Annotated in this window: 15 protein-coding genes; all 15 read right to left on the bottom strand. The window is 55.5% G+C overall.

Annotation, left to right across the window (positions count from 1 at the left end):
• Positions 1-67: 67 nt before the first annotated feature.
• Positions 68-1807 carry a glycosyltransferase gene (locus ACYQ2T_RS07835; protein WP_459899800.1) on the bottom strand — a complete coding sequence of 580 codons (1740 nt, stop codon included), beginning with the start codon at positions 1805-1807 and terminating at the stop codon, positions 68-70.
• A complete protein-coding gene (locus ACYQ2T_RS07830) occupies positions 1797-2948 on the bottom strand; it encodes a glycosyltransferase family 2 protein (RefSeq protein WP_459899798.1) in 1152 nt (383 codons plus the stop codon). Before ACYQ2T_RS07830 ends, ACYQ2T_RS07835 begins: the two co-directional genes overlap by 11 nt.
• A gap of 573 nt (positions 2949-3521) precedes the next feature.
• Complete coding sequence (locus tag ACYQ2T_RS07825; RefSeq protein WP_404844881.1) at positions 3522-4445, bottom strand: manganese-dependent inorganic pyrophosphatase; 924 nt, start codon at positions 4443-4445, stop codon at positions 3522-3524.
• A gap of 391 nt (positions 4446-4836) precedes the next feature.
• Entirely contained in the window at positions 4837-5451 is a 615-nt protein-coding gene (locus ACYQ2T_RS07820; RefSeq protein ID WP_487247227.1) for a PTS sugar transporter subunit IIC, read from the bottom strand.
• Positions 5452-5539: 88 nt separating this feature from the next.
• A complete protein-coding gene (locus ACYQ2T_RS07815; RefSeq protein ID WP_404844880.1) occupies positions 5540-6010 on the bottom strand; it encodes a PTS sugar transporter subunit IIB in 471 nt (156 codons plus the stop codon).
• A 1-nt stretch (position 6011) separates the two neighbouring features.
• Entirely contained in the window at positions 6012-6443 is a 432-nt protein-coding gene (locus tag ACYQ2T_RS07810) for a PTS sugar transporter subunit IIA (RefSeq protein ID WP_459899797.1), read from the bottom strand.
• A 55-nt stretch (positions 6444-6498) separates the two neighbouring features.
• Complete coding sequence (gene rapZ, locus ACYQ2T_RS07805) at positions 6499-7401, bottom strand: RNase adapter RapZ (RefSeq protein WP_459899795.1); 903 nt, start codon at positions 7399-7401, stop codon at positions 6499-6501.
• 2 nt (positions 7402-7403) lie between these two features.
• Positions 7404-7853 (bottom strand): PTS sugar transporter subunit IIA, encoded by a 450-nt coding sequence (locus ACYQ2T_RS07800; RefSeq protein ID WP_459899793.1) that lies wholly within the window; start codon positions 7851-7853, stop codon positions 7404-7406.
• The gene (gene hpf / locus ACYQ2T_RS07795; RefSeq protein ID WP_459899791.1) at positions 7850-8407 is read right to left on the bottom strand and encodes a ribosome hibernation-promoting factor, HPF/YfiA family; all 558 of its coding nucleotides are present in this window, start codon (positions 8405-8407) and stop codon (positions 7850-7852) included. The genes ACYQ2T_RS07800 and hpf overlap by 4 nt, the downstream gene beginning before the upstream one ends.
• A gap of 106 nt (positions 8408-8513) precedes the next feature.
• Positions 8514-9968, bottom strand: coding sequence for an RNA polymerase factor sigma-54 (rpoN, locus tag ACYQ2T_RS07790; RefSeq protein WP_459899789.1), 1455 nt, complete (start codon positions 9966-9968; stop codon positions 8514-8516).
• A 224-nt stretch (positions 9969-10192) separates the two neighbouring features.
• Complete coding sequence (lptB, locus tag ACYQ2T_RS07785) at positions 10193-10915, bottom strand: LPS export ABC transporter ATP-binding protein (RefSeq protein WP_459899787.1); 723 nt, start codon at positions 10913-10915, stop codon at positions 10193-10195.
• A 1-nt stretch (position 10916) separates the two neighbouring features.
• The gene (locus tag ACYQ2T_RS07780; RefSeq protein WP_459899785.1) at positions 10917-11420 is read right to left on the bottom strand and encodes an LptA/OstA family protein; all 504 of its coding nucleotides are present in this window, start codon (positions 11418-11420) and stop codon (positions 10917-10919) included.
• Between the two features lie 2 nt (positions 11421-11422).
• Positions 11423-11989 (bottom strand): LPS export ABC transporter periplasmic protein LptC, encoded by a 567-nt coding sequence (gene lptC / locus ACYQ2T_RS07775; protein WP_459899783.1) that lies wholly within the window; start codon positions 11987-11989, stop codon positions 11423-11425.
• On the bottom strand, positions 11986-12528 hold the full coding sequence (locus tag ACYQ2T_RS07770) for a KdsC family phosphatase (RefSeq protein WP_404844871.1): 543 nt from the start codon (positions 12526-12528) through the stop codon (positions 11986-11988). Before ACYQ2T_RS07770 ends, lptC begins: the two co-directional genes overlap by 4 nt.
• Complete coding sequence (gene kdsA / locus ACYQ2T_RS07765; protein WP_404845217.1) at positions 12518-13330, bottom strand: 3-deoxy-8-phosphooctulonate synthase; 813 nt, start codon at positions 13328-13330, stop codon at positions 12518-12520. The genes ACYQ2T_RS07770 and kdsA overlap by 11 nt, the downstream gene beginning before the upstream one ends.
• Positions 13331-13427 lie beyond the last annotated feature (97 nt).

The raw sequence follows: 13427 nt of genomic DNA, 5'->3' as shown, positions 1-13427 counted from the left end.
GACTAACCTAGTAGGTCAAATCATTCCGATTCCAACGGCACAAACTTTATGAACATTATTCCCAATATTATTCATAAGAACAAACTCCTACAAATTGAGCATTGTGTTTTATAATTGCCTTGGCAAGTTTATTTAGCTGTAAAATTTTCCGTTTTTGAATCTCATTAATGTGTAAACAATCAATTCGAAAGATCAATTTTAAATAGGACTCTACATCTCTTACCTGTAAAGCACATTGAGCAATGATAATCAGCAAATCAATATTACTATTTTTCGCTATATCGACATTCTCTTTAAAATATTTCAATGCTTTTTTATAATCACCTAGTTCGATCAAAGCAGAGACCAGCCGTAATTCAATATCATCTAAGCTTGGCATCAACTTCAATGCCTGCTCATAACAGACGCTAGCCCTGTAATAATTCTTAGCGGCAACACAAAAATCACCCTTTACTTTATAATATTTTACTTGAGCTTTTTTCCTTTCCAAAACTTCATGGTTGGCAAGAAAAGCCTCTCCGCCTATACAAACTTCCTTTTCTTTAATTAATTTTTCACACCAAAAATACTTCACAGGATCGTCTGTATACATATTGGTGATTTGTCCTTCTCCTGATAGCCCTCGCATGTTTCGCAAAAAGTACTTCGCAGTGACGACATCGACATGGTATAGATAATATAATGCCGCAATTCTACGAAAATAATCATAATCATCCAAAGCGCTTAAACGCTCATCCAGCCCCCCTACAGTTTCAAATATCTCCCGACTATGTATCACTGAAGGCCACGTGATCTCATTAGATTTTAGCAGTCGATGCATAGACGTTTGCTGTCGGAAAACGACCTCTTCATTGCAAACACTCTCTACTCCACGTGCATCTATAATAACATCTGTCTTGACTGCATTTGAATATGCGAACTGAATACCGGGAATATTTTCTAGAACCCCAACCAAAGTCTCAACATGCCATGGATAATACAAATCATCATCATCCAAATAGCATATGTACCTTCCCTTACTCACCTGCTGTCCACAATTAATTGCGCTAGGCTTTCCACAATTGTTTTCGTTATCAACGAAAACAATACGTTCATCATCAAAACTTGATATAATATCATGAATGGGGTCACCACCGTCCCTAACGACTATCAATTCAATATTTGAATAACTTTGATTCAGTACCGACTGCATCGACCGCCTAAGTTTACTACGACGATTATATGTAGCCATAATGACAGAAACAAGCGGTGCATTATTCTTATAACTATAATAATCTTTTCGAAGCGTTCTTCGATGCGCGACTATTGACTCACATTGCTTTTCAAAATACCGCAACATGGACCCAATGGCTTCTTCTATTCCACTCCGAACATCGGAAAGCACAACAGGTGTATCGTTTAGCAAACGTTTATTTTCAATATCCTCTTTCCATTTTAATACAAATTGCTTTTTTGTATCATTTGATATGACTGCATCTACACTTTTTGATGTACTGTACTCTACAGTAGGACACCATAAAATGTTCAAATTGTAGGGTTTACTCTTATATTCACCGCAATCACCAATCAAAATCACCAAATCAACGTCTAAATCAATTTTCCCCCACTCATTTCGGCAATGGATTACACACTCCACTCCACGCTTCCAAAATACATAACTCAAGACCCTCGCCTTATTAACAATCTCTTGCTCAACCTCAGTAGGATCCCATTTATTATAAACATTAATTTTAATACACACCTTGAAACCCTCAATAGGCCCCAAAGAATGAACATGTCGCTTACATTGAGCACGCCTATCGGACACAACCACCTCCACCGGCGACATTATGTCGCTCTATATTTCCCAGCAGATCCTTCGCCGCCTCTTTTAAACCAAGCCGGCCATATATTTTTGCAACCTCAATCAAAACCGCTTGGGTTGTGTTTAGACGAAGTCGCAAAATCAACCAATCCAACGCTTCAAAAGATCGCCCCGAATCTATAAGACGATTTGCAAGAAAGGAATACCCCTCGTACCAACATGGATAGTCCATAAGCAGACCATAAATCGTATTTGCAGATTTAGACTCGGCCAAACATGACTGAATTTCTTTTTTTTGTTCTTTCCTGAGCTCAACAACGAATTTGCCGCGACTATTTTCACTCCAAGAGAATCCCGCTTGCTCGGCGAGGTCACCTGCATCAGGGTACATATATGGAATAGCCCGACGAATTGCTAACGCGCTATTATAACTTTCATTGTCGTGTCGACCTGCAGACTGCCCTTCAAGATGATAAACCCGACTTTTAGGTTCACAACACATTTTTGCACCAGACCTTGAGACACGAACACATAGATCAACATCTTCAAAGCCGTTACGGTACTCCTCACAAAATCCTCCAATGTGTTCAAAAAGTCGAATTGGCATAATCATAGCTGCTGCAGTAACCGCCTGCAGAGCGCGTCGCATGTGAACAACATGATGGGACACAGGCCAATGCTGAAAAATGTGTAACAATTTTTTCTGCCCAGTAACTCCAACTCCAACATGTTGAATTCGATCGCCTACCCCCCGGTCCGGGTGCATAAGGAGCGGGCCGACTGCGCCGAGGCGTCTGTCGCTTTGCATCCGCGCGACCAACGGACCAAGCCAGTTGGGAGTGACGATGGTGTCATTGTTCAAAAAAAGGACGTACTGCCCTGTTGCCACCGATGCGCCGCGGTTGCAGCCTGCGGCAAAATTGAGGTTGCGTTCGCTACGCTCGTAGCGGAAAGCTCCGCCAAAAAGCCGGCGTCCCAAGACCTCGCATGCGCTGACGGTTTCATCGGACGAACCATTATCAACAACAATGACCTCGTAGCGAACGACTTCGTTCGCGGCGGCGATACTCTCAAGGCAGTCTTTCGTCAGATTCCATTTATTGAAAACTGGTATCACGATGGATACATCATAGTGTGCAGTCATGAGTGCGTCCCGGTTTATCTTCGTTCGTGTCGCGGTTCCTAGAGTGTGGTGCCAATAGTGTGCTCGCAGTTGTGCAGAAAATCAGGTCTGATGTCGCTACGCGTCTCAAGTGTGCAGTGCGTTTTTGGTCTACATACCGCTCTGTGCTGTAAGCCGCGCATCAGTCAGGAAAAGAGGCGCATTCTGTTATGAGGCGTTTTACAGAAAAACGTATATCGCCAAAGTGAACACGGTCTTCTCAACATCCTCCCAGAAAATTTTGACATTTCTCCTGCTCTGCCTCACATAAATGCACGATCCATACCAGCCCGCAACGATCGTCAGTGAATTTCCGCAGACAGCAGCCCTTCCCGAGGCTCGGCGCGACGTAGGGAGCGACACGGCAAGCAGACAGACCGTGGCTTCAGACGCGGGCGTAACATTCAAACCTGCGCAGAAGAGACTGCAAGCGAGACGTGTCGACACGCTGACACCATCCACCTATCGGCCACATAACGGCATAACAAAAGACCCGGCAGGAAATTCCTGCCGGGTCTGATGCGTGCTCTATTCAGTCAGACTGAACGGACTGGGTTAGGCGAAAGCCTTGCCCTGGAAGTCCGGAACAACCTGCTTCTTGCGGGACATGCAGCCCTGCAGCCAGAAGGAACGATCGCCAGCGTCCACGCCGAAAGCCTTCTTGAAGACTTCCTTGTCGTCGGACACGAAGAGCATCTCGGTGCCTTCTTTCATGATGTCGGTGAGCATGAGCATCACGGTGTGATGGCCCTTCTCGTCCTTGACCTTCTGAATCTCTTCGTACAGGCCGTCCACGTAGGGCTTAAGGATGTCGAGGTCCACAACTTCCAGCTGGCCGATGCCAACGCCGTTGCCGGCCATGTCGAAGTCCTTGTAGTCGCGGAACACGAGGTCGCGCATGGGGGCACCGTCGACGGCGCTCTTCACCTTGAACATTTCCATGCCGAGTTCGGTCACGTCGGAGATACCGGCGGCCTGAGCCATTTCTTCAACGGCCTTCTTGTCGGCGTCGGTGCAGGTGACGGACTTGAACATAACGGTGTCGGACAGGATGGCGCAAACCATGGCACCAGCGATGCTCTTGGGGATCTCGATGCCGTAGTAGTCGTACATGCCCTTGAGTGCGGTGCAGGTACAGCCAACGGGCCACACCCACATTTCCAGCGGATTCGGGGTAGCCAGGTCGCCCAGCTTGTGGTGGTCGGCCACGGCGACGACTTCCGCTTCGGCGATGTCGGCGGGCAGCTGCGTCAGCTCGGTGGTGTCGACGATGGCGACCTTCTGGCCAGCCACGGAGGTCACAACCTCAGGAGCGGTCAGACCGAACTTTTCCAGAACGAAAGCGGATTCGGGGGTAACCTCGCCCTGAGCGACGGGCTTGGCTTCCATGCCACGCTTGCTGAGCAGGTCGGCAAGGGCAATGGCGGCGACGATGGAGTCAGTATCAGGATTCATGTGACCGAGAACTAACATTGACAAATCCTCCTAACAATGGATTTAGCGCGAAAGCTTAGGCAAGTTGACGCTGTAAGTTTGTGCCAAATAGCACAAAGGTCTTGTCCTGCCAAGAGCCTACGCACTCAAAAAAAATGTATGGGAATCACGGGCCTTTTGGACCATTTCCCGCCAACCGGCGGCTCTGAGCCTACAAAAACTTTGCGCAAAAAGGAACAAGAAAAGCACGCCGCTTAAAAATATCGATAAACCGACAGATATCGGGCCCACAATCAAAAATCAACCCATTGACATAACGGAGTTTTTCGAAATCGCCCGCCTGTCCGCTCTCTCCTGCCAGACGCAAAAACGGCCCGCATGAGGGTACTCATACGGGCCGTTGGTCGCAGAAATTCTGCCGCAATTGGTCTGGGGGTTAAAACGTCCCCAGCGCCGCAAGCGCGGCAATGCCGCCGGCAAGGACAAAGATAAGGGCATAAGCCTTGGCGGAGCGCAGGGACAGCAGTGGCCCAATGGAGGCGGCAATCCACAAATGCCCCCACGTAACAGCGTCCGCGGGCAAATGCAGGAAGCCGCGCATCAGGAAGAAATTCACGATGACGATAAGCACCAGAACGCTGGCCTCAAAAAACGCAAACGACAAGACGCCCATCTGCATGATGGAGCGCCTGACAAGGCGACCCGGCGCGTAGTCGCTGGGGCTGGCGCTCAGGCCGACCTGCGCCTGCAAGCTATTGTAGGAGGCGTTCTGGAAGTTCCTGTGCAGGTACTCCACCCGCGCCGCTATCCACCCAAGGGGCAAGCTGAAGAGCAATGGGAACACCACCTCGGCGGGCGTGGTGAAGCCAAAAAAGTGCACCAAAGTGAGCGCGGCAAGGTTCGCCGCCGCGGCATTGGGAGGTATAAACGTCCCTGCGGGGATGAGGTCGAGCCAGAACAGCTCAAAAAATGCGGAAACACTGAGGGCGAGGGTCATATCGCCGGTGACAAGCCCCCAGATGAGGCCCTGCACCATGGGGCGTTCAATGATGCCGACAGTGACGGCAAAACGCCCGAGAGAGCTCAGGGCAAAAAAAAACCGACCGCCACAACCGTGGCAATGCTCGCAAGCGGAGTTCCTACCATGTTCGTCTCACATGCACGGGTTCCGTCGGCACGCAGCGGAAGTCGAGTTCCACGCCGGTGGACGAGAAATAGCCAAGACAGTCGTTGTCTTCCTCGGAGAGGGAAACGTGGGCACACAGTTGCTGTTTGCCCGGTCCGTAGTGCAGGTTGCCAAGGTTGAGCACCCCAAAGCCGAGGCCATCTTCATGGGCGCGGCGGGCGTCCTCGCACGAGGCGAAGAGGACCAACACATCGGGGTCCGGGTCCGGCCCGAACTTGGCATGCATAAACGCGGCGAGCCCCGCCACGTCCACAAAACACTTCTCCACCCCGTGTGGGATGGCAAGCCCCATAATTTCCTGCCGCAATGGGTCGTGGGCCACGTCGTCATTCGCCACGACAATCCAGCGCGACTTGGTGAAGGGGAGCCACGTTTCGATAATCTGACCATGGATCAGTCTGTTGTCCACGCGCACCCAATACATCTTAGCCTTCCGCGACTTTGCGCCGCAGAATTTCGCCTGCGACGACAATACCCTGACAGCCGGCGCTTGCGGCTTCGCTGGCAAGGCTTTTCAGTTTCATGGATCGGGTACCAAGCACTTTGAGCAGCATGGGCAGATTCACGCCGGTGATGACCTCCAGCGGCCCGGAGCCCATAAGGGACAGGCTGAGGTTGGTGGGAGTGCCACCAAACATGTCGGTCAGCATCAGTACGCCGGCGCCTGCATCGACGCGCTCCACGGCTTCGCGCAGGTTCTGGAGAATTTCGTCCATCTCCTGATCCACGCCCACACCGATGGCTTCGCAGTATTCCTGCTCGCCAAGGATGACCTCGGCGGCATTCAGCAAATGCTCGCCGTACTCCGCGTGGGTGACGATGACCACACCGACTGTCTTGGTTGTCTTTTCGCTCATGATACCCGCTAGCGCGCCACTTACGGCGCGAATGGAATTTCGTCCTTCACCCGCCTCATTCGAGGTCGAGATGCCTGTGCTCAAGAAATACGGAATACTCTGCCTGACGCAGAGAGTCAAAGACGGCTTCGGCCACGGCGACGGACCTGTGCCTGCCGCCGGTGCACCCAATGGCAACCGTCAGCCTGTACCGCCCTTCCCGCGCGTAGCACGGCAGGACATAGTGCAGGAAATCAAGCTGTTTCTCAAGATATTCCCCGCCCTCTGGCGAGCGCAGGACAAAATCGGAAACCGCCTTGTCACGGCCCGTGAGGCTCCGCAGGGACTTTTCAAAATACGGATTCGGCAAAAAGCGCAGGTCAAAGACAAGGTCCGCGTCCGTTGGCACCCCGTGCTTAAAGCCAAAGGTCACCAAATACACGTGCAGGCCATAGCATTTGTCCTGCAGGAAATTCCATTTCTCCTGCAACGTGCGGCGCAGGTCGTGGATGGAATAATCCGAGGTGTCGATGACAAGCTCGGCCAAATCGCGCACCGGGGCGAGCAGGCGGCGCTCCTCCACAAGGGCGCGGTCCAGCCCAACGCCCTGCTCCAGCGGATGCGGACGGCGGGTGGCCGCATACCTGCGGCGCAGGACATTCTCTCCCGCCTCAATGAACACCACGCGCGGCTCCACGCCGCTTTCGGCAAGGATACCCCGTGTCTGTTCCCATTTGGCAGTAAAGTCCGAGTGACGCACGTCCAGCCCAAGGGTCAATCCTCGGTGGTACACTTCTTTCTGACGGCGAAACAGGTCCACGAATTCGGGGATGACATCCGGGGGCAACCCGTCCACGGAGACGAAGCCAAGGTCCTCAAAAACCTTCAGGGCAGTGGATTTGCCCGCTCCGGAAAGACCAGAGAGGATAATGACGGGAAAATCCGGCTCGGTGGCCGCTCCCGGCACGACAGGTTCCATGCTTAGGCTCCCTTGATAAGGCGGACCAGTTCGTCCTTATCGCCAGCCTCCAAGAAGGCCGTGCGGAACTTCTCATCCTTAAGGGTACGGGAGATGTGGGCAAGGATGCGCAGGTGCATCCCGGCCACCTTTTCCGGCGCAAGCACAAGGAAGAAGATGTGGCAGGGCTTAAAATCCAGCGCATCAAAGTCAACGCCCTCGCGGCTTCTGGCGGCAACGACGACGATGTCGTCCAGCCCCTCCAGCTTGCCGTGGGGGATGGCGATGCCGTCGCCGATTCCAGTGGTGCCGAGGGATTCCCGTTCCAGCAGGACGTCCTTGGCCTGTTCAGGGTCAATGCCCTGCACATGCTGCGCAGCCCCGGCCACAAGTTCGGCCAGAACCGAAGACTTGGTTCTGGCCGAAAGTTCAGGGAATATCAAATCGCTATCGACAAAATCTCCGAGCTTCATTCGTACATCCCGGGATCAATGAGGCCGTACTCGCCGGTCTTGCGGCGGTAGATGACATTGACCCGTTCGGTTTCAGCGTTGCGGAACACGAGGAAATCATACTTGAAGGTGTCCAGCTGCATGGCGGCCTCGTCGGCCATCATGGGCTTGGGCGTGTAGGTGTCGGCCTGCACGATGACAGGGCCGGATGCGGCGTCCATGTCCTCGGCGTCGAATCCGCCAAGGGCGGCGACGTCCTCCTGGCGCACGGTATCGCGCGCGCGGCGGCGGTCCTTGTCCTTTTCACGCATCTTGCGGACCTGTGCGGACATCTTGTCCAGCACAAGGTCGATGGAGGAGTACATGTCTTCCGATTCCTCAACGGCGGACATGTTCATATTGTCCCCGGCAAGCGAGACCTCCGCGATGTGGCGAAACTTCTCCACACTCAGGTTGATCTGCAACTCGGCATTGCCGGTATCGGCGTACTTGATCAGCTTTTCAAAGCGCTTGCGGGCATACTGCTTGAGATGGTCCGAAGGCTCGAAATTCTTAAAGGTCAAGCTGATGTTCATCGACGATCCTCCTTAACTGCTGGGGTTGGATCGAATACTCACCATAGAGGAAAGTGTACTTGCATTCAGCCTGAAAATAAAGGGTGTTGTCGCCGCTCCGCCCCTCCTAAAAGACCTGCTTGCGTTTGGAGGAGGACGGTATGCCGAGGGAGCTGCGATATTTGGCAACAGTTCGCCGTGCGATGTTGACCTGAAGCCGCCCTTTGAGGATCTCGGCGATTTTCTCGTCCGAAAGAGGCTTTTTGGTATCTTCCTTTCCGATGAGTTCCTTGATGTGTGCCTTCACGCTCTCGGAGCCGACCTGCGATCCGTCGTCCATACCGAGGGCGCTGTTGAAGAAAAATTTCAGCTCGAACACGCCATGGGGCGTGGACACATACTTGCTGGTGGTAATGCGGCTGATGGTGGATTCGTGCATCTCGATGTCATCGGCCACATCCTTGAGGATAAGGGGCTTCAGACGGGTCACGCCATGCTCAAAGAACCCACGCTGGAAGCGCACAAGACTCTCCATAACCTTATAGAGGGTCCGCTGGCGCTGGTACAGGCTTTTCATCAGCCACTGGGCGGAACGCAGGCGCTCGTGCAGGTATTCCTTCTCCGGCGCGCCGCGCCCATCCTTCACGGAATCAAGATAGAAATCATTGACCGTCAGCTGCGGCAAACCGTCGTCATTGAGCACGATGACGAAGTCATCCTCGTACTTGTAGACGTGCACATCCGGGCTGACGTACTGCGCCTCGCCACTGCCAAAGGCAGCACCGGGCATGGGGTCGAGGGTTTGCAGAAAGTCGAGGTATTCCTTGAGGCCTTCAAGGGTGAGGCGGAACTTGCGCGCCAGCGGCTTGTAGCGGCGCTTTTCAAGGTCCTCCAGGTGGTCGCTGACGAGGGAGTGCAGGATGGGGTCGTCGTAGCCGTTGACCTCCAGCTGCACAAGCAGACACTCGCGCGGGTCGCGGGCGGCAACGCCCACGGGGTCCATGCGCTGGACGCGGTGCAGCGTTTCCTCCACGGCGTCCACGGAGCACTTGGCTTCCTCGGCGATTTCCTCAACGGTGCTTTGCAGGTAGCCCTGCGAGCCAAGGTTGCCAAGGATGACCTCTGCGATGTTCACCTGCTCCGGCGTCATGTCCGAGAGGCGGATCTGCCATTCCAGATGCCCTTCCAGCGATGGCTTGGACGAAAGGCGGGCCTCAAAGGACAAGCCCTCCTCCGGGATTTCCGCTTCACGCGCCGAGGACTGCCGCCCCGTGGAAGAGAACTCCCCGAGGTAGTTTTCCCAATCCGCGCCCTGCATCGCGTCCTGATCGCCAACGCCATCGGCCATGGCTTCGCCGTTATCTACGGCTTCTGCCGACCGGGCGTCCTGCTCGGCCTCGGCCTTCTCCTGCGACGGCTCGACGGCGGCCTCCTCCAGAAGGGGATTCTCGAGGAGTTCCTGCTGGACCATGTCCACCAACTCCACGCGGGAGAGCTGCAGCAGCTTGATGGCCTGCTGCAACTGCGGTGTCATGACCAGTTGCTGAGAGAGCTTGAGTTGTTGTCGTAGTTCAAGTGCCATGTTGGCTTATGTCTTCTTGCGAAATGTTGGCGTTGCAGATTCCGTATCAGGCTGCCCCGTCAAAGGGGGCGGAAGTGCGACAGTGCCTACGGCATCTAAAAAAAATGGTGCTTGTGCGGACTTCGTTACCGACCGCACAAGCACCATGCCACATTCACAACAAGCTTGCAACCAAGACTGGCAAGGTTCTTGAATATAGGGATTTATATAGAATTTCCGGAAGGTTACAGGCAGAACGTCTCGCCAAGGTAGACCCGGCGAGCCTTAGGATCGGCACAAATTTCTTCCGGAGTGCCGCTCAGGATGATGCGGCCTTCGTAGACAAGGTAGGCCCTGTCGCAAATACGCAGGGTTTCGCGGACGTTATGGTCGGAAATGAGCACGCCAATGCCCTTCTCTTTCAGCCCGCGTACAATTCCTTGTATGTCATCCACGGCGATGGGGTCAATCCCCGCAAAAGGCTCATCCAGCAGCATGAATTTCGGATTCAGAATAAGCGCGCGGGCGATCTCGAGCCGCCTGCGCTCACCGCCGGAGAGGTGCATGGCCTTCTGGTCCGCAAGGCGCGTGATGCCAAGCTCGTCCAGCAGCTGGTCCGCGCGCCGCTTCTGCTCTGCGCTGTCCAGCCCGCTCTGCTCCAGAATAATCTCCAGATTCTGCCGCACGGACAGCTTTTTGAAGATGGAGCTTTCCTGCGGCAGATAGCTCATGCCGAGGCGGGCGCGCTCGTGCAGGGGCAGCATGGTGATGGCCTCGTCGTCAAGGTGCACTGCGCCGCCGTTGGGCTTGATGATGCCCGCCAGCATGTAGAACGTGGTGGTCTTGCCCGCGCCATTAGGGCCAAGCAGACCAACAACCTCGCCCTGCGCCACATTGACGGCGATATCCTGCACAACCTTGCGCTGCCCATAGATCTTGCACAGATCATTGGCTGAAAGGACACTCATGCTACTTGCCGCCCCCGTCAGCCGGGGTGAAGAAGATGGCTTCCACGGGTGCGTCGCCGCTTTCCACTTCGCTACGGTTATCCTTGAGCCACAGGCGGATAATCTTGCCGGCGATGCTATTTTCGCCATCCTTGAGCACGGGCTTGCCGGTGAGGGTCAGCAGACCATCTTCGGCGGTGTACACAGCCTTGCGGCAGGTGCCGGTCTTGCCCTCGCGCTTCAGGCGTACGTTGCCGGTGGCGACAATTTTCCGGATGGTTCCGGGCGTATCCGGCGTATTGGACGGGGTGAGGTGCACTGTCATCTTGTCGGACCAGATTTTCATATCCGGCCGGGTGACGAGCACATCTCCCGTAAAGACGACGGTCTTGCCGCTTTCGTCGTAAACGGTTTTCTGAGAGGTGATTTTGGTCGGTACGGTATCGGCGGCCGCGGCAAAGGCCAGCGAGGCCGCTACGAGCACACCCGCAAGAGCGAGTGCGGCGGTGCGTGCAAACGTCTTCAAGGCTACTTCTCCCTGCCCGGGGCGGCCATGCCGTCCATGACGGACTCCACGCCCCCGGTGGCGGTGATGACATTGGTGGAAAGATCATAGACGACTTCCGGCGCGCGGAGGGTCATGCCCTCGCGCACAATGCGGACATCCTCGCGGAGTGTGATAATCCGCGCCTCGCCGTCATAGTTCAGACGCTTGGAATACACTGTGGTATCGCCACTTGTCACGACAACTTCGGGCCACAATTCCGCAGAACCCGTCGCCTGATCAACGCGCCCCTTGGGGGCAACGATATGCACAGGCTCGCGGCCCTCCTTGGTCCAGTCGATGACGGGAGCCTCAACCGTGATGCGGCCGTCCTGCTTTTCGTAGTCGGCGCTCTCGGCCTTGAGGGTCCACAGGGAGCCGTCACCGGCGCTGCGGGTGAGTTCCACGCCCTGCATGGCCATATCCACAGGCGGGGCGGTGATGGGCACATCATCCACAGATGCGCCGCTCCCGCGCCAAATGATATAGGCCCCGCCAAGCATGGTCACAAGGACCAGCACCGCGACAAGGAGCATACGCGCTCTGTTCATCGCTGTTTCCACTCCGCCCACAGGATGTCCAGCTTGCCCTGTGCATCAAGGATAAAGCGGATGGCGTCGCGCACTGCGCCGTTGCCGCCCCGGCACTCACTGACCCACACGGCCATGTCGTGAATTTCGGGCTGGGCGTTGGCCACGGCCATGGGCAGGCCCACGTTGGCCAGCGGCCCGGCGTCCACCCAATCATCACCAAGGTAGGCTACCTCGTCCATGGTAACGCCATGGGTATCGCAAATCTTCTGGAGCAGCGGAATCTTGGCCGTGTGGCCCGCGTAGTAGTCCTTGATGCCCAATTCGCGCACGCGCTTTTCCACGGCTTTGGACTTGAGGCCCGTAATGACGGCCACCACAAGGCCTGCGCCCTGCGCCAGCTTCACGCCAAGGCCGTCCTGCACGTTGAAGCGCTTGGAGACGTGCCCGGATGCGTCGTAGTACAGACCGCCGTCGGTCAGCACGCCGTCCACGTCCAGCACCAGCACGCGCACGTTCTTCGCGCGCTCCTTGGCGGCGGCAGTCAGCTTAGCACTCATGGGGCAGCTTCCATAGGTTGTCGAGGTCGCGGACAAGGGCGTCCAGCTTTGTCAGCGGCCACGAGTTGGGTCCGTCGCACAGGGCGGAATCCGGGTCGGGGTGCGTCTCAAGGAACACACCGTTTGCGCCAGCGGCAACAGCGGCGCGCGCCAGCATGGGCACGTATTCGCGCTGTCCACCGGAGCAGCCGCCCTGCCCGCCCGGAAGCTGGACCGAGTGCGTGGCATCGAACACCACGGGGCAGCCAAGGCTCTGCATAATCGCCAGCGAACGGAAGTCCACCACCAGATTATTGTAGCCAAAGCTGGCACCACGCTCGGTGAGCCAAATCTTGGAATTGCCTGTGGAGCGAACCTTTTCCACTACGGAACGCATGTCCCACGGGGCAAGGAACTGGCCCTTCTTCACGTTGATGATTTTGTCCGTCTTGGCGGCGGCCACCAGCAGGTCGGTCTGGCGGCAGAGGAAGGCGGGAATCTGCAGAACATCCGCCACCTCGGCCACGGCTTCGGCCTGCTCCGGGGAGTGGATGTCGGTGATGACGGGCAGGCCCGTCTCGGCCTTGACCTGCGCCAGCATTTCCAGCCCGCGCTCCATGCCGGGACCGCGGAAGCTGGTGACGGAGGTGCGGTTGGCCTTGTCGAAAGAGCTTTTAAAAATGGCCGCAATCCCAAGGTCCTTGGAGATTTCGGCCACTTTCCTGCCCGCTTGCAGGGCGATATCGAGGTCTTCCAGCGCGCACGGCCCTGCGATGAGGAACGGATGCGCGCACGAATGCGTGTAGAGTTCGGATGCAGTCATCATAAGCATACCCTTTTCTGCGGGGGAAGGAGGACGGGGCGCGGCGGAAGGAGTGCCGCAAGGGGCACCCAGCGCAGTGGCCCCGCTACAACCGGCG

This window comes from Desulfobaculum senezii, assembly GCF_054657395.1.
The sequence above is the reverse complement of the archived record's forward strand: the minus strand, read 5'-3'. Positions and strand labels throughout refer to the sequence as shown.